Annotated in this window: 23 protein-coding genes and 2 pseudogenes; 12 read left to right on the top strand and 13 right to left on the bottom strand. The window is 72.2% G+C overall.

The features are described from left to right. The first annotated feature begins 602 nt into the window (after positions 1 to 602). The 5 genes from QNO07_RS14825 to QNO07_RS14845 all read left to right on the top strand — a co-directional run bounded on the left by QNO07_RS14825 (position 603) and on the right by QNO07_RS14845 (position 5850). Positions 603 to 1028, top strand: coding sequence for a hypothetical protein (locus QNO07_RS14825; RefSeq protein ID WP_283992465.1), 426 nt, complete (start codon positions 603 to 605; stop codon positions 1026 to 1028). Positions 1029 to 1205: 177 nt separating this feature from the next. Continuing rightward, positions 1206 to 1610, top strand: coding sequence for a hypothetical protein (locus QNO07_RS14830; protein ID WP_283992466.1), 405 nt, complete (start codon positions 1206 to 1208; stop codon positions 1608 to 1610). Further along, the gene (locus QNO07_RS14835; protein WP_283992467.1) at positions 1610 to 2512 is read left to right on the top strand and encodes a VanZ family protein; all 903 of its coding nucleotides are present in this window, start codon (positions 1610 to 1612) and stop codon (positions 2510 to 2512) included. Before QNO07_RS14830 ends, QNO07_RS14835 begins: the two co-directional genes overlap by 1 nt. A gap of 483 nt (positions 2513 to 2995) precedes the next feature. Further along, positions 2996 to 3487, top strand: coding sequence for an MSMEG_6728 family protein (locus tag QNO07_RS14840; protein WP_283992468.1), 492 nt, complete (start codon positions 2996 to 2998; stop codon positions 3485 to 3487). Between the two features lie 143 nt (positions 3488 to 3630). Next, positions 3631 to 5850: an NADP-dependent isocitrate dehydrogenase gene (locus QNO07_RS14845; protein ID WP_283992469.1), complete on the top strand. Its 2220-nt coding sequence runs from the start codon at positions 3631 to 3633 to the stop codon at positions 5848 to 5850. Between the two features lie 202 nt (positions 5851 to 6052). Here the strand turns inward: QNO07_RS14845 and QNO07_RS14850 are convergent, their stop codons facing one another. The 3 genes from QNO07_RS14850 to QNO07_RS14860 form a co-directional block, all read right to left on the bottom strand. Continuing rightward, positions 6053 to 6526, bottom strand: a complete 474-nt coding sequence (locus QNO07_RS14850) for an NUDIX hydrolase (protein ID WP_283992470.1) — start codon at positions 6524 to 6526, stop codon at positions 6053 to 6055. 131 nt (positions 6527 to 6657) lie between these two features. Then, positions 6658 to 8226, bottom strand: coding sequence for an MFS transporter (locus QNO07_RS14855; protein WP_502961855.1), 1569 nt, complete (start codon positions 8224 to 8226; stop codon positions 6658 to 6660). A gap of 136 nt (positions 8227 to 8362) precedes the next feature. After that, entirely contained in the window at positions 8363 to 9052 is a 690-nt protein-coding gene (locus tag QNO07_RS14860; RefSeq protein ID WP_283992472.1) for an HAD family hydrolase, read from the bottom strand. Between the two features lie 62 nt (positions 9053 to 9114). Here QNO07_RS14860 and QNO07_RS14865 point away from each other — a divergent pair, with 62 nt between their 5' ends. Both QNO07_RS14865 and QNO07_RS14870 read left to right on the top strand, forming a co-directional pair. Next, complete coding sequence (locus QNO07_RS14865) at positions 9115 to 10668, top strand: FUSC family protein (RefSeq protein ID WP_283992473.1); 1554 nt, start codon at positions 9115 to 9117, stop codon at positions 10666 to 10668. Between the two features lie 166 nt (positions 10669 to 10834). After that, on the top strand, positions 10835 to 11881 hold the full coding sequence (locus QNO07_RS14870) for a lactonase family protein (protein ID WP_283992474.1): 1047 nt from the start codon (positions 10835 to 10837) through the stop codon (positions 11879 to 11881). A 224-nt stretch (positions 11882 to 12105) separates the two neighbouring features. Here QNO07_RS14870 and QNO07_RS14875 read toward each other — a convergent pair whose 3' ends face one another. Both QNO07_RS14875 and QNO07_RS14880 read right to left on the bottom strand, forming a co-directional pair. Then, a complete protein-coding gene (locus QNO07_RS14875; RefSeq protein ID WP_283992475.1) occupies positions 12106 to 13017 on the bottom strand; it encodes a sirohydrochlorin chelatase family protein in 912 nt (303 codons plus the stop codon). A 134-nt stretch (positions 13018 to 13151) separates the two neighbouring features. Continuing rightward, positions 13152 to 14189 carry an N-acetylglucosamine kinase gene (locus QNO07_RS14880; protein ID WP_283992476.1) on the bottom strand — a complete coding sequence of 346 codons (1038 nt, stop codon included), beginning with the start codon at positions 14187 to 14189 and terminating at the stop codon, positions 13152 to 13154. 177 nt (positions 14190 to 14366) lie between these two features. On the opposite strand from QNO07_RS14880, the gene QNO07_RS14885 reads away from it, so the two are divergent. Further along, positions 14367 to 15044 carry a uracil-DNA glycosylase gene (locus tag QNO07_RS14885; RefSeq protein ID WP_283992477.1) on the top strand — a complete coding sequence of 226 codons (678 nt, stop codon included), beginning with the start codon at positions 14367 to 14369 and terminating at the stop codon, positions 15042 to 15044. 182 nt (positions 15045 to 15226) lie between these two features. Here the strand turns inward: QNO07_RS14885 and QNO07_RS14890 are convergent. The 3 genes and pseudogenes from QNO07_RS14890 to QNO07_RS14900 all read right to left on the bottom strand — a co-directional run. Next, positions 15227 to 15602, bottom strand: a pseudogene (locus tag QNO07_RS14890) (carbohydrate-binding protein); the annotation flags it as partial. 39 nt (positions 15603 to 15641) lie between these two features. Then, positions 15642 to 16082: a helix-turn-helix transcriptional regulator gene (locus QNO07_RS14895; RefSeq protein ID WP_283992478.1), complete on the bottom strand. Its 441-nt coding sequence runs from the start codon at positions 16080 to 16082 to the stop codon at positions 15642 to 15644. A 39-nt stretch (positions 16083 to 16121) separates the two neighbouring features. Next, on the bottom strand, positions 16122 to 16760 hold the full coding sequence (locus QNO07_RS14900; RefSeq protein ID WP_283992479.1) for a MepB family protein: 639 nt from the start codon (positions 16758 to 16760) through the stop codon (positions 16122 to 16124). A 171-nt stretch (positions 16761 to 16931) separates the two neighbouring features. Between QNO07_RS14900 and QNO07_RS14905 the strand changes: the two genes are divergently transcribed. Both QNO07_RS14905 and QNO07_RS27700 read left to right on the top strand, forming a co-directional pair. After that, complete coding sequence (locus QNO07_RS14905) at positions 16932 to 17057, top strand: hypothetical protein (protein ID WP_283992480.1); 126 nt, start codon at positions 16932 to 16934, stop codon at positions 17055 to 17057. Then, positions 17024 to 17185, top strand: a pseudogene (locus tag QNO07_RS27700) (IS982 family transposase); the annotation flags it as partial. The gene QNO07_RS14905 and the pseudogene QNO07_RS27700, both read left to right, overlap by 34 nt. Positions 17186 to 17222: 37 nt before the next feature. On the opposite strand, the gene QNO07_RS14910 reads toward QNO07_RS27700, so the two are convergent. Beyond that, complete coding sequence (locus QNO07_RS14910; RefSeq protein ID WP_283992481.1) at positions 17223 to 18320, bottom strand: WD40/YVTN/BNR-like repeat-containing protein; 1098 nt, start codon at positions 18318 to 18320, stop codon at positions 17223 to 17225. Between the two features lie 90 nt (positions 18321 to 18410). Then, positions 18411 to 19493: an NADH:flavin oxidoreductase/NADH oxidase gene (locus QNO07_RS14915; RefSeq protein ID WP_283992482.1), complete on the bottom strand. Its 1083-nt coding sequence runs from the start codon at positions 19491 to 19493 to the stop codon at positions 18411 to 18413. 124 nt (positions 19494 to 19617) lie between these two features. On the opposite strand from QNO07_RS14915, the gene QNO07_RS14920 reads away from it, so the two are divergent. Beyond that, the gene (locus QNO07_RS14920) at positions 19618 to 19980 is read left to right on the top strand and encodes an ArsR/SmtB family transcription factor (protein WP_502961848.1); all 363 of its coding nucleotides are present in this window, start codon (positions 19618 to 19620) and stop codon (positions 19978 to 19980) included. 79 nt (positions 19981 to 20059) lie between these two features. Here the strand turns inward: QNO07_RS14920 and QNO07_RS14925 are convergent, their stop codons facing one another. Both QNO07_RS14925 and QNO07_RS14930 read right to left on the bottom strand, forming a co-directional pair. Then, positions 20060 to 21505: an FAD-dependent oxidoreductase gene (locus tag QNO07_RS14925; protein ID WP_283992484.1), complete on the bottom strand. Its 1446-nt coding sequence runs from the start codon at positions 21503 to 21505 to the stop codon at positions 20060 to 20062. A gap of 103 nt (positions 21506 to 21608) precedes the next feature. Continuing rightward, on the bottom strand, positions 21609 to 22259 hold the full coding sequence (locus tag QNO07_RS14930) for a DUF305 domain-containing protein (RefSeq protein ID WP_283992485.1): 651 nt from the start codon (positions 22257 to 22259) through the stop codon (positions 21609 to 21611). A 184-nt stretch (positions 22260 to 22443) separates the two neighbouring features. On the opposite strand from QNO07_RS14930, the gene QNO07_RS14935 reads away from it, so the two are divergent. Further along, entirely contained in the window at positions 22444 to 23925 is a 1482-nt protein-coding gene (locus tag QNO07_RS14935; protein ID WP_502961849.1) for an LVIVD repeat-containing protein, read from the top strand. Here the strand turns inward: QNO07_RS14935 and QNO07_RS14940 are convergent. Further along, a complete protein-coding gene (locus tag QNO07_RS14940; protein ID WP_283992487.1) occupies positions 23916 to 24569 on the bottom strand; it encodes a TetR/AcrR family transcriptional regulator in 654 nt (217 codons plus the stop codon). The two genes, QNO07_RS14935 and QNO07_RS14940, sit on opposite strands and share 10 nt — an antisense overlap. Between the last annotated feature and the right edge of the window lie 203 nt (positions 24570 to 24772).

Here is a 24772-nt window from a genome sequence, read left to right on the forward strand (position 1 = left end):
GTCTCCCCGCGTCGGGTCCGCACCACATGGCGCACACGCCTTTCTCTAACGGCCGACGCTCGGGTTGCGTGCCGGACGTCGGTGTGAAGGCCGCTGCTGGTGGCCCGGCCGGGCCACCGAGGTCCGATACCGGGACAGGCGGACCGTGAGACGGGGCTCCGGCCGCGCAGCGTGAGGAGGCGCTGGGCGGAGTGATGCCCTGCTCTACGCGACCCGCACAGCACTCGACGTTCCAGAGAGCCTGTCGTTTCAGTACGGTGAAGCACTGCTGGTGGCGATGGTTGCTTTGTCCTTTTCATTGCATTGCGGGTGGATTCTTGATCTCTTGCTTTGCTTTCCTTTGGGGCGTGCTTGCGTTGCTGCTAAGTGTTCGTCTATCTTCTGTGTCGCGCAGCCTGACCGGCGCGGCAAACGGGGAAACGTAATACGGGGGAAGTTCTCAGAGGGTGGACGCTTTCTGTCCTTTTTGCGCCCTCTTTCTCGGGGTTCGATACCCCCTTCTGCTGTGCTTTCTCTTCGCGCTGGCCAGTGCGCAAAAACGCCCCGCGGCGGTGCGACGTCACGGGGCGGTGGCCTCACTGTCCACAGAGAAGGAGAACAGGGTGAGAACCAAGCGCATTGTAGCGAAGACCAAGCTGGCGGCCGCCGCGACCGCGGCACTCACAGGAGCGGTCCTGCTCGGCCCCCTCCCGTCGGCACATGCGGCAACGGCTCCGGTCTCCGGGTCGACTGCCTGGGGTCCGTGCTCCTGGTACACGTCCAACAATGTCAGGTACACCAGTACCGCCAACAAGCAGGTGCGGGTGAAGCTGTCCGACACGGGCAAGCTCGGCGTCAAGATGAGGACGAAGAACGAGAACACGGGAGGCACCTCGTCGGCCCGCTACTACCCTCCGCTTGACAAGTGGCAGAACATGGGCAAGTACTCGAAGAAGAACACTGCCTTCCGGGTGCAGTTCACTTGCGTGAATGAGCGGAAGGGGAGCGAGAGGCCGACCACCGACTTCTCGGGCAGCCTGGACTACTGACGGCGGGTAACTCATCGTGTTGGCTGCTGTGCGCAGGGTCTTCGTGTGCACAGCAGCCGACCCCGGAAAGGCAGCATTATGACTTCCGTGGCGAGGCGGGCGTTTCTCGTGCTTGTTTCGGCGGGATCATTGACCGCCTGCGGCCTTACGAGTGCCGATACGGGTCACCCGGTTCTGTTGGACGAGAAGGAAATTCTGGCGGAGTACAGCACAGAGGCCGAGCGCCTGGAACTCGCTCCCGGGGACAACTGGGATCCTCGGCCCGGGCAGTTGGCCACCGACTCGGCCGGTCCCGAAGGGGCCATGAAGTTCGAGCAGGGGGTGGGGAAACAAACTGCGCAGTTTCAGTGGTACTGCTCGTGGGCCAGGCTGGCGCTGACCGATGGGCAGGCCGAGCAACGGGCGCTCGCCCAGCTCAAGAAGTTCCCGACCCTTGACGTGTGGGATGCCATTGACAAGAACGGCCACGCCCTCTTCAACGGAATCGCCGAGGAAGCGGCCGGCGGTGAGTTGGACGCACTCGCGGACTATGTGGCCGACAGCTGTGAGCACTCGGATGCGGATAGGGACACGGCGGGCTGATGAGTTTTCGTGAGGTTGTCCACACCGTCTGGTCTCTGGCCGGCGAGGGCGTGGCGCTGCCGCTGCTGGTCCTGACCTTGACCTCGGCCGGCGTGGCGTGGGTGGTACGTCGCAGGGGGGCCGGTGACCGGCACGGCGGCCTGACCTTCGCCGCGCTCGCCTCCGTCGGCCTGATCCTCTCCGTGGCCCTGTTCCGTGGCGGGGGTCTGGCCTTCGCTCCGCAGGCACTGCTCCACTGGTCGACGAGCGGCTGGCAGCGGATCTCCTATGACCCGTTCTCAAGCACCGAAGTACTGCTGAACGTAGCGCTGTTCGTCCCGGCCGGCCTTTTCTGGACGCTGCTGACCGGCAGAGCGCTGCGGGTACTGGCGGCCATGGCAGGCCTGTCGTTCCTCGTCGAGTGCCTTCAGGGGGTGACCGGCCTCGGGGCCAACGACGTGGCCGACCTGTTCGCGAACAGTGCGGGCGGTGCGCTCGGCGTTCTCGCCGGGAGTCTTCTCCTGCGGCTGCGGCGGCCCACGGACGCGGCACCCCGGTTCTCCCGGAGGCAGACGGTGCTCGCTGCTGGTTCCGCCGCCGGCCTTGTCGTGGCTGTCGTGGCGGGAACGTACTTCGGCGCGCAGCTTCGTCAGGCGTCGCTCGAACAGGAACTGCACGACCGGTTTGCCGGGACCAGTCTGGAGACGTACTCCGCCTGGGAGGCGGACGACGTCCTCTACGACGAGGTGTTCGACGCCGTCTCGGTCCTCGCGGACGGAACGCGATACCTGGACGATGATGTCCGGGTGCGCTATCCGGCGTCGTTCTTCGGCCTGCCCCGGTGCGTCTTCGTCGACTGGACTCCGGGAGACGTCGCTGTCCATCGCGGCTCGGGCAAGGAATGCTCCACGTTCATGGGCTGATCCTTCAGGGGCCCCGCCGACGCAGGCCCGGTGCCTGGCAGGGCGCCGGGCCTGCGTCGGCGGGAGTCGGGATTCTCCAGATGGCTGCCGTGGTCTGACGACCAAGGCCCCCGGTACTGGTCTACTCGGTCATGACGCTGCCGGATCACCGCTGCCGTACGGGCGGGTGAGGACCTCCATGCCGTGTCCGGCGGGGTCCGTTCCAGGCAGCCAACGGCCTTTGCTCTCAGGGGATTCGGCGATCACTTCTCGGGCCTCCCTGAGCAGACGCGAGGAGCGTCATGACCGGTCTGCCCGACCTCGCCTGGCGCAAGTCCAGCCGCAGCAGCGCTCAGGGCGACAGCTGTGTGAGGTTGCGTGAGCGGGGGTGCATATGCGGGCCTCCAAGGATGTCGTGCCTGGGTGCCTGGGTGCCCGGGTGCAGGTGCGGCGTCCGGCGCAGCCTGCCGGGCGGCTGTCGGGGAGGCGAGGTAGGAACGAGGTATGCAGACGTTCCTGCCGTACGCGGACTTTACCGAGAGCGCTCGGGCGCTCGACCCGCGCCGGCTGGGCAAGCAGCGGGTCGAGGCGTTGCAGGTACTGCGTGGTCTCACCGTGCCCGGCTACGGCTGGCGGCACCACCCGGCCGTGAAGATGTGGATCGGCTACCGGGAGGCGCTGGTCCGCTACGGGCTGGCCGTCTGCGCGGTCTGGACGGAGGCCGGTCGTGCCGACACCTGTGCGGCGCTGCTGGTCGGGGACCTGGCGGAGGCGGGCCACCGGGGACACGTGCGGGACGGGACGGAGCTGGCGGAGGCGGGGGAGCTGCCGCCCTGGCTGGGTGACGAGGAGTTCCACCGCAGTCACCGCTCGGCCCTGGTGGGCAAGGACCCCGCGTACTACCGGCCGCTGTTCCCCGACGTCCCGGCCGGCCTGCCGTACGTCTGGCCCACCTCCGACCGCACCGGCCTCCCACCCGGACCGGCTCTGCCCTGACCGCCTCCCGCCAGGGGCCGTCCCGTCCCCCGGGGGCCGGGCGTCGTGATCCGGTCGAGCCTCAGCGGGGCCCTGTCGATCCGGGCACGGTCAGGAGATATCTTGATGTCGAGCAATGTTGCAGACGTGGAGCGGAGTACCCGGTGACTGACTCGACCATCATCTACACGCAGACCGACGAGGCTCCGGCCCTCGCGACGTATTCGTTCCTGCCCGTCATCGAGGCATACGCCTCGACCGCGGGGGTCTCCGTCGAGAGCCGTGACATCTCCCTGGCGGGGCGCATCATCGCAGGCTTCCCCGAGTACCTCGAGGAGGGGCAGCGCATCGACGACGCGCTCGCCGAGCTCGGCGAGCTGGCCAAGACTCCCGGCGCGAACATCATCAAGCTGCCCAACATCTCGGCGTCCATCCCGCAGCTGAAGGCGGCCGTCGCCGAGCTGCAGGAGCAGGGCTTCGCGCTGCCGGACTACCCGGACGACCCGAAGACCGACGAGGAGCGCGATGTCCGCGCCCGCTACGACAAGGTCAAGGGCAGCGCCGTGAACCCGGTGCTGCGCGAGGGCAACTCCGACCGCCGTGCGCCCGCCTCGGTGAAGAACTACGCCAAGGCGCACCCGCACAGCATGGGTGCCTGGACCTCCGAGTCGAAGACGAACGTCGCCCACATGGACGCCGAGGACTTCCGCTCCACGGAGAAGTCCGCGGTGATCGCCGAGGACGGCTCGCTGCGCATCGAGCTGGCCGGTGACGACGGCACGACCACCGTGCTGCGCGAGTCGGTACCCGTGCTCGCCGGCGAGGTCGTGGACGCCTCCGTGATGCGCGTCGCCGCGCTGCGCGAGTTCCTGACCGCCCAGATCGCCCGCGCCAAGTCCGAGGACGTGCTGTTCTCGGTGCACCTCAAGGCCACGATGATGAAGGTCGCCGACCCGATCGTCTTCGGCCACGTGGTCCGCGCCTTCTTCCCGAAGACCTTCGCGGCGCACGGTGATGCGCTGGTCGCCGCAGGTCTCAGCCCGAACGACGGTCTGGGCGGCATTCTCAAGGGCCTGGAGGCGCTGCCCGAGGGCGCCGAGATCAAGGCGTCCTTCGAGGCCGAGCTGGCCGAGGGCCCGGCCCTGGCCATGGTCGACTCCGACCGCGGCATCACCAACCTGCACGTGCCGAGCGACGTCATCGTCGACGCCTCCATGCCGGCGATGATCCGCACCTCGGGCCACATGTGGGGTCCCGACGGTGAAGAGGCCGACACGCTGGCGGTCATCCCGGACAGCAGCTACGCGGGCATCTACCAGGTGGTCATCGACGACTGCCGCGCCCACGGCGCCTACGACCCGGCCACCATGGGCTCGGTGCCCAACGTCGGGCTGATGGCGCAGAAGGCCGAGGAGTACGGCAGCCACGACAAGACCTTCGAGATCCCCACCACCGGCACGGTCCGCGTGGTCGACGGCGCCGGCAACGTCGTGCTGGAGCACGCGGTCAGCACCGGTGACATCTGGCGCATGTGCCAGACCAAGGACCTGCCGATCCGGGACTGGGTGAAGCTGGCCGTCACGCGTGCCCGCGCCACCGGCGTTCCGGCCGTGTTCTGGCTGGACGAGAACCGCGCCCACGACGCCAACCTCATCGCCAAGGTCAAGGCGTACCTGCCCGAGCACGACACGGACGGGCTCCAGATCGAGATCATGGCGCCCGCCGAGGCGATCGCCTTCTCGCTGGAGCGCATCCGCCGCGGTGAGGACACCATCTCCGTCACCGGCAACGTGCTGCGCGACTACCTGACGGACCTGTTCCCGATCCTGGAGCTGGGCACCAGCGCCAAGATGCTCTCCGTCGTTCCGCTGATCAACGGCGGCGGCCTGTTCGAGACCGGAGCCGGCGGTTCGGCGCCCAAGCACGTGCAGCAGCTCGTCAAGGACAACTACCTGCGCTGGGACAGCCTGGGCGAGTTCCTCGCCCTCGCCGTCAGCTTCGAGCACCTCGCCCAGACCACGGACAACGCGCGCGCCCAGGTGCTCGCTGACACCCTGGACCGGGCGACCGCGACGTTCCTCAACGAGGACAAGTCGCCCAGCCGCCGCCTCGGCGGTATCGACAACCGCGGCAGCCACTTCTACCTGGCGCTCTACTGGGCGCAGGAGCTGGCGAAGCAGACCGAGGACGCGCAGCTGGCCGAGGCGTTCGCCTCGCTCGCGAAGACGCTGGGGGAGCAGGAGCAGACGATCGTCGAGGAACTGGTCGCCGTGCAGGGCTCGTCGGCCGACATCGGCGGTTACTACCGTCCGGACGCGGAGAAGGCGGCGGCCGTCATGCGGCCCTCGCAGACCCTCAACCAGGCGCTGGCGACGCTGGGCTGACGGTTGTTCAACTGACCGCTGCCAGAACAGCGGTCGCTGACGCGGCCGTTGCGGGAACGGGTCCTACGGGACGCTCCCGCAACGGCCGCCCCGCGCAGCCCCTCGTCCTGCCGGCCCGACGACCCGGAGCCGGTCCGGAGCGTGTCCGGCAGGCCGTCGGATCCGGGGGCAGTCAAGCAGCAGGTGGGCAGCGGTGGTTGCCTCAGTGCTGGAGCAGCCCGCCGGCCGGGACGGGGGCAACGTGACCGGTGGCCGGAAGGGTCCGGGCCAGGGCGAGGCCGATGTCGACCAGCGACGACCGGTGCAGACCGCGGACCTCGGGAAGCGGAGTCCAGACCGCCCCGGTGATCTCGCCGTTCGGTTCAGGTCGGATGTGGCCCCCGGTGATGCGGACCTGGTAGAAGATGCCGACGTTCTGGTGCGGGTGCCCATCGGGGACGGTGCGTTCGGCTGCGGGAATGACTCTTGAGTCCACGCCCAGGAGGCGTTCGACCACCGCGTCCAGACCGGTCTCCTCGGCGACCTCCCGGACCACCGCGTCGAACGGATCCTCCATGTGCTCGACCCCTCCTCCCGGAAGGGTCCAGTTGATCCGTCCCGCCGCCGTGTTGTGGCAGGCGAGCAGCACCCGTCCGTCCTCGATGCACACCCCGTACGCCGCCAGCCGGAAACTCATCCCCGATCCTCTCACCAGACGCTGCCCTCACCACGTCCATGATGCGTGCCCCGCTCGCTCTGCCGGCCCGTCACGGTGATTTCTCCCGCCGCCCACGCCCGCAGTGTGAGAGGGGGGAGGGGTGAGCTGCCTCAGGTCTCGGGGCGTCCGCCATCAACGGGGTCGTCCGCCGGGGCGGGGCCGGGCAGGAGGGGCGGGGCGCTGAGCGCGCAGTGCGTGCGGCACTCAGGCACCGGCTCGGCGACCGCGCGTCCGGTGCTTGTGCCGTCGGCGACTGCTTCCCCGGCGTGCTCGTCGTGCCCGGCTGCTTCGGGGGCCTCGTCGTCCGCGAGCGTCTCCCGGCGCACGGTGAGGAAGGCGAGCGCCGCGCCCGCCACCAGCACACCCGCGCACCAGACCATGGCCCGCTGAAAGGCCGCATCGAACGCCGCCGGATCGCGATAGGCGTCCGGTGCCATGCCGACCAGCAGCGGCAGCGCCGCCACCGCCAGCAGCCCGGCGGCCCGGGCCACCGCGTTGTTGACGCCGCTGGCCAGCCCGGCGCGGGCCACCGGCACGGAGGCCAGCACCGTCGCGGTGAGCGGCGCCACCAGGGTGACCATGCCCATGCCGAGCACCACCAGCGCGGGCAGCACGTCCCGCACGTAGGAGGCCTGCGGGCCCACCCGCAGCATCAGCAGCAGTCCCGCGGCGCACAGCAGCGGTCCCGCGGTCAGAGGCACCCGGGGGCCGATCCGCCGCCCCAGCGCGCCCGAGCGGGCCGACAGCGCCAGCATCAGCAGCGTCGTCGGCAGCAGGGCGGTACCGGCCTCCAGCGCCGAGTAGCCCACCACCACCTGCAGATGGACCACAGTGAGGAAGAAGAAGCCGCCGAACGCCGCGTAGACGCAGCCCGTGACCGCGTTCACGGCGGTGAACTGGCGGGACGCGAACAGACCCGGCGGCAGCATCGGAGCGGCCCGCCGCCGCTCCACCAGGACGAAGGCCGCGCCCAGCAGCAAACCGCCCGCAGCCGATGCCAGCACCACCGGGCCGGTGCCCTGCTCCGGGGCGCCGATCAGCGCGTAGGTGATCCCGCCGAGCGCCAGGGCCGCCAACAGCGCCCCGGCCACGTCGAAGCGGCCGGTGGCCGCCGGATCGCGGCTCTCGGGGACGTGCCGCAACGCCACCGGCACGCAGACCAGCGCCAGCGGCACGTTCAGCAGGAACACCCAGCGCCAGCCGGGGCCGTCCACCAGCCAGCCGCCCAGGAACGGCCCCACGGCGGCTGCCACCCCGCCCAGGCCTGACCAGGCCCCGACCGCACGGGCGCGGTCGTGCGGGTGGAACGACGCCTGGATCAGCGCCAGCGAGCCCGGTGTCAGCAGCGCCCCGCCCACCCCCTGGAGGGCGCGGGCGCCGATCAGAACACCCGCGTTCCACGCCACGCCGCACAGCAGCGAGGCCAGCGCGAACCAGACGACCCCGACCACGAAGACGCGGCGCCGCCCGTACCGGTCGCCCAGTGCGCCACCCAGCAGGATGAGTCCGGCGAGCGTCAACAGGTAGGCGTTGACCGTCCACTGGAGCACCGCGAGGTCGGCACCGAGTTCGGAGCCGATCTGCGGCAGGGCCACGTTGACCACGGTCCCGTCGAGCATGGCCATGCCGGAGCCCAGCACCGTGGTGAGCAGCACCCAGCGTCCGGCCCGGTCCGCCATCCTGACCCGTCCGGGCGCGACCGGCGCACCGGGCGGGCCGGGGGTGCTCGGCGCGGTCTCGCGCGGCTGATCGCTCATGCTGCGATCATCCGGCCGTGCGACGCGGTCGGCCAGTCCCCGGGGGCAGGGGGAGTGCTCAGGCCCGGTCGCGGACCCAGGCGTAGGCGGCCGAGGCGTCGAAGCCCTCCTGGCCGTCGGGGAAGCAGAGCTGCGCCGCGGCGAACGCCGGATCGTCCGCCGCGCCGCCCGCGTACGGCACGGCGATGCAGGCCATGCCGGCCGCCGCCGCGGCGCGCACGCCGGCCGGCGCGTCCTCGACGACCACGCAGGCCGCCGGATCGGCTCCCATCCGCCGGGCCGCCTCCAGGAACACGTCGGGCTCCGGTTTGCCGCGCGCCACCTCCTCGGCGGACACCCACCGGGGCAGCCGGGAAGCCAGGCCGGTGCCGGTCAGTACGGCCTCGATGGCGGTCCGGGAGGATCCCGAGGCGACGATCAGGGGATGGCCGGCTTCGTGCAGCAGCCGTACGAAGTCCGCCATCCGTGGGAAGACCGGCATCGACCGGCGGGCCAGCGCGAGGTAGGCGGCGTTCTTCTCGTCGAGCAGCTGCTCGACGGGCGCCGCGAGGTGGTGGGTCCGGCGCAGCTCCTCCAGCGTCTCCCGGGTGCCGACACCGATGAAGCGGGTGTGCTCCTCCCAGGTGAAGCCGGGCACACCGTGCCGAGCCAGCACCTCGCGGCCCGCCCGGTAGTAGTGCGGCTCGCTGTCCACCAGGGTGCCGTCAAGATCGAAGATCACCGCGCGCCGCGGTGTGCCGGTGCTCATGGCCCCAGCATCGCAAGACCGACGGGCCGATTTGGATGCAGGGGGCAACAGATGCTTTCCTCATGGTCGTATCAGCATGCGGACAGCGGGAGCGGGGGCGAGCAGTGCGTCGGAGATTGATCGTGCCGGACCCGGGCCGTCTGCGGCTCCGCACCTCGCTTCGCGCGGTCCTCGGTGTGGGCCTCGCGGTCGCCGCGTCCGCACTCACCGGTGCGGGACTGCTCTCGGTCGTGCTCGGCGGGGTCGCGGCGCTGCTCGCACTGTTCACCGTCACCGACACGACCGTCCGCCGGCAGGCCGTCACCACCGCGCTGCTGCCCCTGGTCGGCCTGCCCGTCCTGGTGCTCGCCGCCCTGCTGCACGACCACGGTCCCGTACGCGACGGCGTCTTCCTGCTGATCGTCTTCCTCGGCGTGTACGCCAGGCGTTGGGGGCCGCGGGGCAACGCGCTGGGCATCTTCGCCTTCATGATGTTCTTCGTCGCCCAGTTCCTGCAGCCCGTCCCGGCGCAGGTCCCGGCGCTGGTGCTGTCGGTGCTGGCCGCGCTGGCCGCCTCCTCCGCCGTGCGGTTCGGCGTGTGGTGCGTCGAACGCCGCACCCCGCCGCCGGCCGCGCCCGCGCCGCTGGGCGGCCGGGGCCTGCGCAGGCCCACCACCCGGCAGGCATTCCAGGCCACCGCCGCCTGTGCCTTCGCGCTCGCCGCGGGGCAGGCGCTGTCCCACGAGCGCTGGTACTGGGCGGTCGGCGCGGCGTGGTGGATCTTCGTCAACACCGCCTCGCGCGGCGAGACGCTGGTGCGCGGATTCCGCCGGGTGCTCGGCACCGTCGTCGGCATCACCGCCGGCCTGCTCGTCGCCCTGCCCGTGGACGGGGCGCCGGCACCGACCGGGGTGATCGTCGCGGTGTGCGTGTTCGGCATCTTCTACACCGCGGCCGTCTCCTACAGCTGGATGATGTTCTTCGTGACGGTCCTCGTCGGGCTGCTCTACGGGCTGTTCGGCGTGCTGCACGCGGGGCTGCTCACCCTGCGGTTGGAGGAGACCGCGGTGGGCGCGCTGGGTGCGGCGCTCGCCGTCGCCCTGATCCTGCCCATCACCACGCACGCCACCACCCATGCCTGGATCCAGCGCTCCCTGGTGTGCCTGCGGCACTGCACGGCCGACGCGGCCCGCCGCCTCGCCGGTGACGCGACCGCCGACCCCGCGCCCCGGGTCGCCGAACTGGAGGTGCTGCTGGGCCGGGTGCGCACGGCACTCGCCCCGCTGGTACACCCGCTGAGCCCGCTGCGGGCCCGCAAGGCCAGGGCCCGCCAGGTCATCGCCCTGCTGGACGACTGCGCCCGAGAGGTCCGCGGCCTGGCCGCCGTCGCCGCCGACCCGGACGCCTCCCACGACGCGCGCCTCGCTGCGGCCTGCCGCCGGGTCGAGACGGCCGTGCAGCGCCTGGTGCGCGAGGGAGCGGCGGACACCGCTCCCCAGGTCGCCGCCGTCGAGGTGCCGGAGCGGCATCCCGGAGCCGAACGTGCCCTCGCGCACCTGCACCGCATCGAAGCGGCCCTGCACCACCTCGCGGCCCCGCTGCACAGCGCGCCCAGGGCCCCGCTGGGTACCGCCTGACACCTCGCGAGCGGCCCGGGTACGGGAACGCCGCGGCTCCCCGGCTCCAGGGCGGGGCGGAAGCGGCTGGAAAGCCCCCACCCGCTCCCGCTGGTCCAGACCAACTGTTACCGTCGGGCCGACGGAGTGCGGGCGGCGCTACCAGGCGCAGGGAAGAGGCGGTTCCATGGGAGTCACCGGAAGCGGGCAGCGGGCGTACATCGGGTCGTTCACCTCGGCGGGCGGGGCGGGCATCATCACCGCGGCGGTGGGCGCCGACAGCGGCGCGCTCACCGAGCTGGGTCGCACCGCCGCAGTGCCCGAACCCTCCTACCTCGCCCTGGCGCCCGGCAGCGGTGTGCTCTACGCCGTCAGCGAGACCGAGGACGGCGCCGCCGCCGCGCTCTCCCTCGCCGACCCGGACGAACCCCGGCTCACCGCCTCCGCCCTGTCCGTGGGTGGTGCCTCCCCGACCCACCTCACGGTGGCCGCCGGCCAGCTGTTCACCGCCAACTACGCCTCCGGCAGCGTCAGCTCCCTGCCGGTGCGGGCGGACGGCACGCTCAACGGGCGCCGCCTGACCGTGCTGGAGCACAAGGGCAGCGGTCCCCACCCCGAACGGCAGGAGGCCCCGCACGCCCACGCCGTCGTCGCCGACGCCGGCTGGCGCTGGCTGCTCGCCTCCGACCTCGGCACCGACTCGGTGTGGATCTACCGCCTCAACCACGCCGGTGCGGCCCCCAGCCGCCACGAGGAGGTGCCGCTGCGGCCCGGCAGCGGACCCCGCCACCTGGCGTTCCACCCCGGTGGCGACCGGCTTTACGTCATCCACGAACTCGACTCGGTGGTCACCGTCTGCCGGTGGGACGCCGAGGCGGGACGGCTGGAACCCGTCAGCGAGTGCCCCACCCGCGAGGCGGGCGCCGCCGGAGCCAACCACCCCTCGGGTCTCGTCGTCTCCGCCGACGGGCGGTTCGCCTGGGCGGCGAACCGGGGTGACGACACCATCGCCGTGCTCGCCCTGGCCGGTGACCGGGCCGAACTCGTCGCCACCGTGCCGTGCGGGGGCCACTGGCCGCGGGACCTGGCGCTCGACCCCGCCGGGCACCGGCTCTACGTGGCCAACGAACGCTCCGGCGAGGTGGTGTGGTTCCACCTCGACCCGGACACCGGCGTGCCCCGGCGTGCGGGCGCACTGCCGGCCCCGGCGGCCAGCTGCGTCGTCTTCGGCTGACGCGCCCGCGGCCGGGTGCGCCCGCCCCCGCCAGGCCTCGCACACGCGACAGGGCGGTCGGGAAACGGTGCGCACACCGTTTCCCGACCGCCCTGTCGCGGTGTCCGTGCTGCCCGGCTACCACCGGGGTCAAGAAACTCCAGACCTGCCGACCCGCAGCGCGGCACGCGGTCCGGGGCCCGTCGCGCCGGCTCAGTGTGCCGGGCTCAGTCGGTGTGCCGGGCTCAGCGTGCCGGCGCGCCCTGCGGCGAGCCCAGGCCCGCGCCGATGCCGAGCTTCGCGCCGTAGGCCGAGGCGATCAGCTTGCCGAGCCCCGGGTACGCGCCCAGCGGCTCGGCCGCCTGGCAGCCCGCCTCCTCGGCAGCCGCGGCCAGCAGTCCCTCGGGGACCTCCGGGCCGATCATGCACGGAGCCAGCGCCAGCTGCTGCGAGCCGGACGCGGTGAGCTGCTCGGCGATCCGCCCGACGGCCCCCTCCTCGTCCAGCGGGGCCGCGAGCACCGGCACGGCGAGGCGCGCGGCGAGCAGCATCCCGGTGATCCCGGCGACCTGCACGGCGTCCTCCCCGCCGATCGTCGCCAGGATGATGCCGTCGGCAGCCGTCGCCACGGTGAACAGCCGCGCCCGGTCGGCGCGGGCCAGACCGGCCTCGGAGAGCCGCACGTGCACGGCCTCCGCGAGCAGGGGGTGCGGCCCGAGCACGTCGGTCAGCTCGGCGCCGGAACCGCTGTTCAGCACGGCCTGGCGCACCCGGCGCATCAGTGCCGCGTCCGGGCCGGCCAGCAGCGGGACCACGACGGCCGGCGGGCCCTGGTCGGCCTCCGCCTCCGTGTCGGCGCCGGTTCCGCGCTCCGAAGCCGTCCGCGTGAGCACGGACTCCAACGACGGGAACTCCTCGTCCTCGCCGTCGACCCAGCCGATGCGCGCGTCAAGGCCGGGAAGCTCGGAGCGGGTTATGCTCACGAGCTCCTCGGCAAGGCAGCGGTGCTGCGCGCTGGGTACGCCGGGCAGGGCCAGTACGAGGGCGGGAGCGCCCTCGGGGGCGACGACGGGCTCCGGCCGGCGGTGCCGTCCGGGCTGGCGGGGACGCGGCATTCGTACAGGCAGGCCACCTTCGGGCCCAATGGAGGAGCTCATGGCGCCGCATGCTAATGCCTTGATGAGCTTGCGTGTTCGGGCGGGGTGGGACAATCCCGTTCTGTCCCCTTTCCTCCCGCGCGTCGGCGTTGTGAACGCGTAGCGCCCTTGTGGGGTTCGGTCAATGGCCCAGTTCAGCGCCGGTGCAGCAGGTGCAGCAGGCGCGGATCGGAAGGCAGTCGCAGCGTGCCGCGGGCCAGTCGACCGGCGACGAGCAGAGCCCCGGCCAGGGGATCGCCGAGCGACGGAGTGAGCGGGGCGTCCGGCAGCCGGGCACTCAGATGGCGGTGCAGCCGCGAGAGAAGCGGGTCGCCGACCTTGAACAAGCCGCCGGTCAGGGCGATCGCGCCACCACCGGCAGCGGACACCGCGCCCGCGCCCGGCGCGTGGCCGGCGGAGGCCGCCGGGCCGGCCGGGTGCACGGCGGCGGCCGTGTCGGCGATCTCGGCTGCGGCGCCGTCAAGAATGCGAGCGGCCACCGGGTCGTCGTCCGCGGCGCATCGCGCCACCTCCGGCGCGAAGGCGGCCAGCGCCGCGGCCCGGTCGGCCCGCGGATAGAGCAGCGACGGCACCTCGCACACCGGGCCGAACACCGCCTCCACCCGGGCGAGCAGCGCGGCCGAACCACCGGAGCGACCGTCCGCGGCACGCAGCGCCGCCTCCAGTCCGGCCCGCCCGATCCAGGCACCGCCACCGCAGTCACCGAGGAGATGGCCCCAGCCGTCCGCCCGCCGCCAGCACCGCAGGTCCGTGCCCACCGCGATCATGCCGGTACCGGCAGCCACCACCACCCCAGGCCGTTCACCCAGCGCACCCGCGTACGCGGTCACCGCGTCGGCGGCCAACGCCAGTCGCCGCACACCGAAGGACGCCTCCAGCGCAGGCGGCAGCGCCTCGCGCAGTCCGCTCCCGAGCGTCGCCATCCCGGCCGCTCCCAGGCAGACCGCTTCCAGCCGGCCGCCACCGGCAGCGTCGATCAACCGGTGTGCCGCGGGAACCAGCTGCTCCAGCAGGTGCGCGGCGTCGATACCTTCCGGGCCGGTGCGCACCGGCCCGGAGCGCAACACCTCACCCACCGGGCGAGGTGCGACACCGCTTCCGTCGTCGGCGGCGCCCAGCGCGATCCGCAGTCCGGAACCGCCGGAGTCCGCCCCCAGCACCCACCCGCTCATGCGAGCCGTCCGGCGGTCGGCACGGGCGAGGGGCGGGGGGTCGTGGACGTCTGCAACCTCATGGACCGGCCCGGGGAGGAGGGAAACAGCGGGAGCAGCACCTTATCCCGGCCGCCCCCTGCCGCCCCGGGGCCACGTGCACGAGCGGGTCGGTGTGGGCCGGTAGGGTGACGGGTTGTGGCAGCACGACCGTTGAGTGACCTGGTGGAGCCCGGCTGGGCCGAGGCGTTGCGACCCGTGGCCGAACGCGTCGCAGTGATGGGGGACTTCCTGCGTGCGGAGATCGCGGCAGGGCGCACCTACCTCCCCGCGGGGCCGAACGTCCTGCGCGCCTTCCAGCAACCCTTCGACGAGGTGCGCGTCCTGATCGTCGGCCAGGACCCGTACCCGACACCCGGAATGGCCATCGGTCTCAGCTTCGCGGTGGCGCCCGAGGTGCGGCGACTGCCCGGCAGCCTGGAGAACATCTTCCGCGAGCTGCACACCGACCTGGGCCTTCCCCGACCCTCCAACGGAGACCTCACCCCGTGGACCCGGCAGGGTGTGCTGCTGCTCAACCGGGCCCTCACCACGGCGCCCGGTAAGCCCGCCGCGCACCGCGGCAAGGGCTGGGAGGACGTCACCGAGCAGGCGATCCGGGCACTTGCCGCCCGGGGCAAGCCGATGGTGTCCGTGCTGTGGGGACGCGACGCGCGCAACCTGCGGCCGCTGCTCGGCGACCTGCCGGCGATCGAGTCCGCCCACCCCTCACCGATGTCGGCGGACCGCGGCTTCTTCGGTTCGCGGCCGTTCAGCCGCACCAACGACCACCTGGTCCGGCTCGGCGCCCAGCCGGTCGACTGGCGCCTGCCCTGACAGCCGGCGCCCGCAGCCGTCCCCGACTGTCTACCGGGCCCCCCGAAGCGGTCGGTGACCGGGCCGGTGCGGGGGCCTGCGCCCGCACCGGCCCGGCGGCCGCCGCGCCCCTCCTCACGGAGGGCGATTCAGCGGCGCCGCCAGAGCGCGGGCGTACCCGGCGGCTCCCAGCCCGGCTGCGCGGTGTGCGCCTGCCAGAAGTCCAGGAGCACGCCGGGCACCGGTCGGCAGGTGAGGCCGAAGACGAATCCGCTGACCGTCAGCCGGACGCCCCGGGCGCCCGGCTCGACGAGCGAGGTGCGCCGCGGCGAGTTCGGCCTGAAGTAGGGGCCCTCCATCTGCGGGGGCGTCAGGTCGTCACCGTCGTCGCACATCGGGGGTCGGGGTGAGCTGCTTGCCGTCCGGCCGCGTGGCGGCGCCCTGGGCAAGCGCGGCTCCGCCGAGCGCTGTGGAGAGCGGCACGGCTGCGAGCGCGACCTTCAACAGGCCCTTGCGGGTGAGGCCGCCGCTGTCGGCGGGTGGGCCGCCGGTCTCCTCGGGGTCCGGTCGTCCGCGCACGGCTTCCTCCTGAAGTGGGGCTCGGGGGCGCCTTCGACGCTAGGAGGAGCCGGTGCTCTCCGCGATGGACTGGGCGTGGGGGAGATGGTGATCCGCCCGGTGCGCATGCCGGAACGCCCCCGGGGTCATGCCGGTCTCGCGGCGGAAGAAGCGGGAGAAGTAGGCCGGGTCGGGGTACCCGACCCGGCCGGCGACCTGCCGGACCGTCAGGTCGCCGGCCGACAGCAGACGCTTGGCCTCCCTGGTGCGCGCCTCCCTCAGCAACTGGCCCGGCGTGCGTCCGGTGGCCCGGCGCACCGACTCGGTGAGATGGCCGCCGGTGACGCCCAGCCGGGCGGCGTGCTCCGCGATCGGGGCGCTGACCGCATCCGGCAGGGCGAGCTGCCGGATGAGGCCCCGGGCCACTTCGCGCGCTCGGCTCTCGGCTGCGGCCTCCGGCGGGTACGGGGACGGTGAGGACCGCGCGGCGCGCACCAGCATGAGTTGCGCGCCCGACGCTCCGCCGGCCGGGTGCAGCGTTCATCTCCGAGTGTGAAGCCCAGTGGCGTGATCTCGGCTGGCCGATCCTGTCGTGGTGCCGGTGCCGTCCTGCGGGTGGTAGAGCTCTCGGGCACGGGCCACGTCGACGGGCCCGTCTTGGTCAAGGCGCAAGAAGTGGTCCAGCTGCCACGCCTGTGAACCGCCGGCTTGGCGGTTGGTGGTGGTCACCCAGGGCGGGTAGACGCGGAAGGCTCGCTTCCCTCCGGAACCGTGTACTGACACGACACCGCGTCGGCTGAGCGTGTCCATGGGAAAGACGAACTGGCCGAAGTGGTGATGGTCGCGGGTGCTGATGACGAAGAGGTCGACGGGGTCCCCGGCGTCGAACGGCTGGATGGGACCGCCCGGGGCTCTCTTCCATACGGTGACGAACTGGCCGACCTTGGTGGGGGTCGTCCTGGCCGCGCGGAACCGGATGGCGAGGCCGTCAAGGGTGAGTGCGTGGGCGGCGTAGTCGGCGCTCTCGGCTTCGGGGACCGGCTGCGAGCAGGTGAACCCGCAAGGGTCGTAGACGAGCGCCTTCGCCGCAACGAGGTCCACGTGAACGCGGGTGGTGTCCGACCACGGTTCGAAGCCGTCGGGGCAGGGATCGGATGAGCACTCGTGGTTCGACGTCATCCGGTCACCCTGTCACGGGTGCTTGGACGGTCGCCGGCTCGACTCGGCGGGTAGACGTCCAAGATCGTTGTGTGACGAACAACCTGGACTCCCTGCTGACCGCAAACCGCACTGCAGGTGAAGACCGACGACGAGATCGGAGGCACCAGGTGGCAGGGCCGGCCTCCACCGTTGACGGACTCCGATCTCGTCTGGCTCGCCGTCGCGCAGGCGCTGCTGGGCTTCACCTCGGAGTCGCGGTGGTTGCGGTTCGTGGACTCCTGCGGGAGAGGAACCGCAAGGGCGAGGGCCCGCTGAAGTCGGTGCGGCAGCTGATCGGGTCGGTCAACGCCACCCTCGAAGGGCAGCCCGACCTGGAAAAGCACGGCGGGCGGACCTTCGAGGGCGTCGCCGTCCGCGTGGCCCGCCGCATCCTCGCGATGGCTCCCTTCCCCTCCCGCGTCCGTCGTGGCGGTTCGCACCTCACATCACCACGGCCCGGACGCAGAGCACGTCGGGCAGGTGCGCGGCGACGAGGGACCAGGAGTCGCCGTCGTCCGCGCTGGCGTACAGCTCGCCGTTGCGGTTGCCGAAGTACACGCCGGCCGGGTCGTTGCCGTCAGTGCACATGGCGTCCCGCAGCACCGGGCCGTGGTGCGGTGCCGACGGCAGGCCGGTGTCCAACGGGTGCCAGTTCGCGCCGGCGTCCTCGGTGCGGTACACCCGGCAGCGGCGTTCCGCAGGGACGCGGTCGGCGTCCGCGTTGAGCGGGAACAGGTAGGCGGTGTCGGCGCGGTGGGGGTGGGCGACGACGGGGAACCCGAAGGTGGAGGGCAGACCGTTCTCGATCGCCTGCCACTGCCCGCCGCCGTCGTCGCTGCGGAAGACGCCCCAGTGGTTCTGCAGGTACAGCCGGTCCGGGTTCACCGCGTCCCGGGCCACCTTGTGCACGCACTGCCCGAACTCCGGTTGCGGATCGGGCAGGAACACCGCTGAGACGCCGCGGTTGGCAGGCGCCCAGGTGCCACCGGTGTCCTGACTGCGGTAGACGCCGCCGGTGGAGACGGCCACGGTGAGGGCCCGGTCGTCACGGGGGTCGACCAGCACGGTGTGCAGGCCGAGCCCGCCGCCGCCGGGCACCCACTCGGCCCGCTGCGGGTGCTCCCACAGGGCGCGCACCAGCTCGAAGGACCGGCCGCCGTCCTCCGAGCGGTACAACGCGCCCGGCTCGGTGCCCGCGTAGACCACGTCGGGCTCGGCAGCGCTGCCCGGCGTCAGCTGCCACAGGCGCTCGAGCGAGGCGCCGGTGTCCTCGGGGAACCTCACCGCGGGTTGCGGCGGTTCCTGCCAGGAGGCGCCCAGGTCGTCCGAGCGGAAGACGGACGGGCCCCAGTGCGCGCTGTCACCGCCGACGAGCAGGCGCGGGGTCGCGGGCCGGGTGTCCACCGCCAACGCGTAGACCGCCTGGTCGGCGAAGTGCGGGGCTCCCACCTCCCACCGGCCGTGGTCGGTACGGGTGGACTTGCGGGTGAAGAGGAACAGGCCCTTGCGTGTTCCCACCGCGAGCAGGACCGCGGCCATGGCAGACACCTCCGGGACGTCGTCGTCTCAGGCTGCGGCCAGTCTGCACCCGACCTCTGACATTCGCGTCCCGGACGCCGTCGCCGCAGGTCAGGCGGCCCGCCCGTACTGCAGGGGCAGCTGCGGCCCGGCCGCTCCCAGCTCTCGGGCCGCGCGCCGCGGCCAGGACGGCTCCCGGAGCAGCTGCCGCCCCAGCAGGACCGCGTCGGCCTCCCCTGCGGCCAGGATCTTCGCGGCCTGCTCCGGCTCGGTGATCAGGCCGACGGCCGCTGCGGGCACCCCGGCCTCACGCTTGACGCGCGCCGCGAACGGCACCTGGTAGCCGGGGCCGGTGGGGATGCTGACGCCGGCGGCGTTGCCGCCGGAGGAGACGTCGACCAGGTCCACGCCGCGGTCCGCCAGGACGGAGGCGAGGCGGACCGTGTCGTCCGCCGTCCAGCCGCCCTCCTCCAGCCAGTCGGTGGCCGAGACGCGGAAGAACAGCGGCAGCTCCGCCGGCCACACCGCGCGGACCGCGTCCACCACCTCCCGGGCGAAGCGGGTGCGGCCGTCGAAGTCGCCGCCGTAGGCGTCGGTGCGGCGGTTGCTGTGCGGGGAGAGGAACTCGCCGATCAGGTAGCCGTGGGCGCCGTGCACCTCCGCCACCCGGAAGCCGGCGGCCAGGGCCCGCCGGGCCGCGTCGGCGAACTGCTCGACCACCCGGCCGATGTCCTCCACGGTCAGTTCGGCCGGCACGGGATGGCCGGTGTCGAAGGGCACCGGGCTGGGCGCGAGCGGCTGCCAGCTGCCCTGCCCCTCCGTCAGCGGCCCGCCGCCGAGCCAGGGGCGGTCGGTGGACGCCTTGCGGCCCGCGTGTGCCAGCTGGATGCCGGGAACGGTGCCCTGCTCCTGGAGGAAGGCCGTGATCCGGCGGAACGCCGCCACCTGGGTGTCGTTCCAGATCCCCAGGTCGGCGGGGCTGATCCGGCCCTCCGGGCTCACCCCGGTGGCCTCCACCAGGATCAGGCCGGTACCGCCGGCCGCCCGCGCCGCGTAGTGCGCGAAGTGCCAGTCGTTGGCGACTCCCGTGCCGGGCCCGGACACGTCGGCGGAGTACTGGCACATCGGTGCCATCCACGCCCGGTTGGGCAGGGTCAGCGAGCGCAGGGTGTAGGGCTCGAACAGCGTGCTCACGTGGGCTCCTTGTTTCGCGGAAGGCACTGACGTGTCAGGAGGCGACGGTCGTACGATAGTCGTCGTAGTACGGGAGTCGTCAAACTACGACGGTTCTCGAACCACATCTCGTAGGATGGCAGGCGTGACGACTCGAAAACCGGCTGCCGCCGTCCGGGAACTGCCTCACCCGGAGCTTGCCGACATCCGGCTGGAGAACGTGCTGGCCGCGCTCGCCGACCCCCTCCGCCTGGCGGTGGTGCGTACCCTCGCCGAGTGCGGTGAGAGCGCGCTGACCTGCTCGGCGCTGGAACTCCCGGTCAGCAAGTCGACATCCACCCACCACTTCCGGGTACTGCGTGAGAGCGGCGTGATCACACAGGACTACCGGGGTACGGCCAAGATGAACGCACTCCGCCGTGCCGACCTCGACACGCTCTTCCCCGGGCTGCTGGACAGCGTGCTCGCGGCGGCGGCCCGCGAACCGGCCGGAGGCGCCGCACGGTGAGACGCCGGCCCTGCGGGGGCTCACGCCGTTCGGGCGTCCGCCACCGGCTGAGCGACCGGCGACCCGCGGGTGCCGCCCGTCAGGCGCCCAGCGGCGGCAACCGGTCCTGCACGCCGTGCGCCGGGCCGTCGTCAGCTGAAGCGCCGTGTGCGGGACCGTTGTGAGCGGAAGCGCCGTCGGCCGCGCGCAGCAGGCCGTCCCAGTCCGGGATCTTCACCGTGGCGCGGCCCAGGCTGAGGCCCAGTGCCTGCTCGGCGCTCTCGACCCGCTTCCAGCCCTGCCAGTCGACCGGCCGCAGGCCGAGGGTCCGCAGCTCCGCCAGCGGATCCTCGCCCGAAGGCCCGTCGGGGGCCGTCGCGGCGAGGTCCGCCAGCACCGACACCACGGTCTCCTTGGCACACGGCCGGTTGGTGCCGATCACGCCCGTCGGCCCGCGCTTGATCCACCCAGCCACGTACTCGCCGGGCGCGGGCACGCCGTCACGCAGCACCCGGCCCTGCTCGTGCGGCACGGTGCCCGTCCGGTCGTCGAACGGCAATCCGGGCAGGGCGACCCCCCGGTAGCCCACCGACCTCAGCACCAGCCCGGCGGGGATCTCCTCGAACCGGCCCGTGCCGTGCACTCCGCCGCGGCCGTCCGGTGCGGTGCGTTCGAACCGCACCGCCCGTACTGCGCCGTCGGGGCCGGCCAGCAGCTCCACCGGCCGAAGGAAGAACCGCAGCTCGATCCGGTGCGGCGCGCCGCCCGGCGGGGTCTCCAGCCAGCCTCGCAGCGCGGCCAGGTTGCGGCGGGCCGCGGACGGCAGCCCGCCCGCGTCGCGATAGCCGGGGTCGAGGACCATCTCCTCCTCGTGCACCACGGCCTCGGCCTCCGTCAGGGTGCCCAGCTCGCGCAGCTCGTTGGTGGTGAACTTCGCCTGTGAGGGGCCGCGCCGGCCGACCATGTGCACGGTGGTGACCCCGCCGGCCGCGAGGGCGTCCAACGGGCCCTGCGGCATGTCGGTGCCGCCCAGCTCGGCGGCGCCTCGCACCAGGATGCGGGCGACGTCCACGGCGACGTTGCCGACACCGATCACCACGGCGTCCGCCGCGCCCAGCGGGAACCGGCGGGCCACCGCGTCCGGGTGCGCGCTGTACCAGGCGACGAAGTCGGTCGCGGAGAAGCTCCCCGGCAGGTCCTCGCCCGGGATGTCGAGGCGGCGGTCGGAGGCCGCCCCGACGCAGTAGACCACCGCCCGGTACCGGTCCCGCAGCCATCGCGGGGTGACCTGGCCCTCTCCCGGCCCCACGGCGACGTTCCCCAGGAAGCGGACGCGGGGGTGCTCCAGCACCGCGCGCAGCGTGCCCTGCAGCGACTTGATCTTCTTGTGGTCCGGGGCCACGCCGTACCGCACCAGGCCGTAGGGGCAGGGCAGCCGGTCGAGGACGTCCACCAGGACGTCCGGGGACCGGTCCACCAGGGACTGGGCGGCGTAGACCCCGCTGGGGCCCGCGCCGACGACGGCGACACGCTGGACTGGGGGCACGGTCGGAGTCCCTTCCGCCGGGAGGTCCAGCATGGCACCGCCGCCGCTTCCGCGGGAGGGGGCGTCCGGGTGAGGCTGCCGTCGCGGCCGCCGTTGCCGCGGCTCAGCGCAGGGCGCGCATCCGGGCGACCTCGGCGTTCTGCTGCGCGGCGATCTCGGTGGCCATCTCCTCCACCGTCACGTCGTTGCCGTCCTTGAGGACCTCCTCGGCCATGGTGACCGCGCCCTGGTGATGGGTGATCATCAGACTGAGGAACATCCGGTCGAACGCCGCGCCTCGAGCCTTGCCCAGGCGCTCCAACTGGGCTTCGGTGGCCATGCCGGCCATCTCGCCGTGGTGGTGGTCGTGCCCGCCGGACCGGCTGTCGGCGTTGTTGCGCTTGAGCCAGGCACGCATAACGGATATCTCGGGCTTCTGAGCCGCCCGGATGCGGTCGGCCAGCTTGCCCACCCGTTCCCCCTCGGCGTGTTCCTCGGCCAACTCGGCCATCACCAGGGCCTGCTCGTGGTGTTCGATCATCATCGTCATGAAGGTGAAGTCCGCGCCGTTGGGTTGGGTCTGCTTGCGGCTGACCTCCCTGGCCTCGTCGGGTGAAAGGGTGCGCGCGTCCTCGCCGGGACGCCCGGGCGCCAGCACCCCGGGTTCGTCGCCCGCCGCGTCGGCGCTGCCGCCGGTGCACGAGGTCAGGGCGGGCAGGGCGGCGAGCAGCAGGGCCAGGACGGCTATGGGGCGCACGCGGTGACGATCCGTCACGTTTCCTCCTGTGGCGGGGTATGCCAGTTGTTCGTTCCTAGCACGGAGTTGAGCGAACCAGTCGTCTGTTGTCCATGACAATCCTGTTTCCATCTGTTGTTCTGTACATGCGGCGCGCGATACTGCCGGGGTCCGCGAACCGTTCTCATCCGAGCGGAACCGTGCGGACCAGAGGGAGGAAGCAGTGACGTCGTTGCACACACCCCCAGTGCGGCGCAGACGTATCGGCGTGGCGGTGGCCGCCTTCGGCCTGCTGGCGGCATTCCTGTCCGCCCAGCCGGCGTCTGCCACCCCCGACCCCGGCGACAGCCCGCTACCCGCGGAGAAGGTCGACGGCATCGAGCGCGCCGAGGCGGAGGCTGCCATCAAGAGCGGGGAGATACCCGGCTCCGGTGAAGTGGTCACCAGCAAGAACGTGAGCCACCTGGCCAACGTGCCCAAGGGCGCGCTCCAGGGCACCAACTCCGACCTGGCATTCCAGGGCAGGTACGCTTTCGCCGGCAACTACGACGGCTTCGTCATCTACGACATCAGCAAGCCCAAGGCGCCCAAGGTCGTCAGCCAGGTGCTCTGCCCGGGTGCCCAGAACGACATCTCCGTCTCCGGCGACCTGCTCTTCCTGTCGGTGGACTCCTCACGCAGCGACGACACCTGCAACAGCACCGCGCAGTCCGCGACGGTGAAGGAGTCGTGGGAGGGCGTGCGGGTCTTCGACATCAAGGACAAGGCCAAGCCGCGCTACGTGGCCGCAGTCGAGACGGCCTGCGGCTCCCACACGCACACGCTGGTGCCGACGAAGAAGGACGTCTACGTCTACGTCTCGTCCTACTTCCCCAGCGCCAGCTTCCCCGACTGCCAGCCGCCGCACGACGGCATCTCGATCGTGAAGGTCCCGCGGAAGGCGCCCCACCAGGCGTCGCTCAGCAGCTTCGAGGGGCTCTTCCCCGACGGCGGCTTCCCCGGTGACCCGGCGCGGCCGGAGAAGACGCCCACGTCCGGTTGCCACGACATCACCGCGTTCCCCAAGCTGAAGCTCGCGGCGGGCGCCTGCATGGGTGACGGCATCCTGATGGACATCAGCAAGCCCGAGCGGCCCAAGGTGATCGACCGGGTGCAGGACGTGGAGAACTTCGCCTTCTGGCACTCCGCCACGTTCAGTGAGAACGGCCGCAAGGTCATCTTCACCGACGAACTCGGCGGCGGCGGCGGCGCCACCTGCAACGAGGAGATCGGCCCGGAGAAGGGTGCCAACGGCATCTACCACGTGAGCGGGAAGGGCAAGAAGGCCACTCTCGACTTCCAGGGCTACTACAAGATCCCGCGCCACCAGGCCGACACCGAGAACTGCGTGGCCCACAACGGCTCGCTGATCCCGGTCAAGGGCCGCGACATCATGGTGCAGTCCTGGTACCAGGGCGGTGTGTCGATCTGGGAGTTCACCGACTCCAAGAACCCCAAGGAGATCGGCTACTTCGAGCGGGGCCCCGAGTCCACCGCCATGCTGACCTTCGGCGGCACCTGGTCGGCGTACTACTACAACGGCTACATCTACTCCAACGACCAGCGCGGGCTCGACGTGCTGGAGATCAAGGACAAGCGCACCGACAGCGCCAAGAAGGTGCGTATGGACGAGCTGAACGTCCAGACGCAGCCCGACTACCGTTGACCGTGCGGCAGTAGCCGATCGAGGGCCCCGCCGGGCGGCGCACCGTCCGGCGGGGTCCCCAACCGCCAGTCCAGTCCGTAGCGGGCGAACAGCTCCGCGCGCAGCCGCGGCATCGGCATCGGCGCTCCCGGGATCAGCACCGCCACCACCGCGCCCATCAGCAGTGCCCGCAGCAGCGGGTACTCGGCGTCCAGGTCGGCCGTGCCGTAGCGCGCCATGGTCTCCCGCAGCAGCGCGGCCAGCCGGCGCTGCTCGTCGCACGCCACGAAGCCCTCCTGCTGGAGTATCCCGGCCATGTGCGTGCGCATCAGGGTCGGCTTCTCCACGGCCAGCCCCAGGATCGCGTCGATCGCCCGGGCCATCGCCTCCCGGCCGGCCTGCTCGCCGCTGGGAACCGGCTCGCGCTCCAGAGCGGCGGTGAGCGTGCGGTGCATCAGCCGGTGCACCGCCGACTGCAGCAGTTGGCGCTTGCCGGGGAAGTAGTAGGAGACCAGCCCGCGGGCCGCGCCCGCCCGGTCCGCGATGTCGCCCAGGGTGGTCGCCTCGTAGCCGCGTTCCGAGACCAGGTCCACGGTCGCCTGGAGCAGCCGCTCGCGGGAGCGTCGGCGCAACTCTTCATTGACCGATGCGCTCCGAGGGGACATCCTGTAACTCCTGCGTTGACTGGCTCACAGCCAATATACTCAGCGCGGAAGCGGCCGGCCCCGCTCGGGGCGAGGGTCGCAGCCGGTACCGGGCGACGCGGGGGATCGCCCGGTACCGGAGCCGACCGGCGCGGCGGCCTCGCGGCAGCACGAAGGCCCGGGGCGGTGGCCACGGGCCTTGGTGGGAACGGCATCTCCGCCGA

This window comes from Streptomyces sp. 549, from assembly GCF_030124175.1.
Lineage (GTDB): Bacteria > Actinomycetota > Actinomycetes > Streptomycetales > Streptomycetaceae > Streptomyces.

Bases quoted from the DNA above. Each gene is read 5' to 3' on its own strand.
- QNO07_RS14840 (WP_283992468.1), top strand. From the start codon at position 2,996: ATGCAGACGTTCCTGCCGTACGCGGACTTTACCGAGAGCGCTCGGGCG.
- QNO07_RS14870 (WP_283992474.1), top strand. From the start codon at position 10,835: ATGGGAGTCACCGGAAGCGGGCAGCGGGCGTACATCGGGTCGTTCACC.
- QNO07_RS14835 (WP_283992467.1), top strand. From the start codon at position 1,610: ATGAGTTTTCGTGAGGTTGTCCACACCGTCTGGTCTCTGGCCGGCGAG.
- QNO07_RS14880 (WP_283992476.1), bottom strand. From the start codon at position 14,189: ATGAGCGGGTGGGTGCTGGGGGCGGACTCCGGCGGTTCCGGACTGCGG.
- QNO07_RS14860 (WP_283992472.1), bottom strand. From the start codon at position 9,052: ATGAGCACCGGCACACCGCGGCGCGCGGTGATCTTCGATCTTGACGGC.
- QNO07_RS14875 (WP_283992475.1), bottom strand. From the start codon at position 13,017: ATGAGCTCCTCCATTGGGCCCGAAGGTGGCCTGCCTGTACGAATGCCG.
- QNO07_RS14910 (WP_283992481.1), bottom strand. From the start codon at position 18,320: ATGGCCGCGGTCCTGCTCGCGGTGGGAACACGCAAGGGCCTGTTCCTC.
- QNO07_RS14895 (WP_283992478.1), bottom strand. From the start codon at position 16,082: ATGCTGGTGCGCGCCGCGCGGTCCTCACCGTCCCCGTACCCGCCGGAG.
- QNO07_RS14940 (WP_283992487.1), bottom strand. From the start codon at position 24,569: ATGTCCCCTCGGAGCGCATCGGTCAATGAAGAGTTGCGCCGACGCTCC.
- QNO07_RS14865 (WP_283992473.1), top strand. From the start codon at position 9,115: ATGGTCGTATCAGCATGCGGACAGCGGGAGCGGGGGCGAGCAGTGCGT.
- QNO07_RS14855 (WP_502961855.1), bottom strand. From the start codon at position 8,226: ATGGCGGACCGGGCCGGACGCTGGGTGCTGCTCACCACGGTGCTGGGC.
- QNO07_RS14850 (WP_283992470.1), bottom strand. From the start codon at position 6,526: ATGAGTTTCCGGCTGGCGGCGTACGGGGTGTGCATCGAGGACGGACGG.
- QNO07_RS14900 (WP_283992479.1), bottom strand. From the start codon at position 16,760: ATGACGTCGAACCACGAGTGCTCATCCGATCCCTGCCCCGACGGCTTC.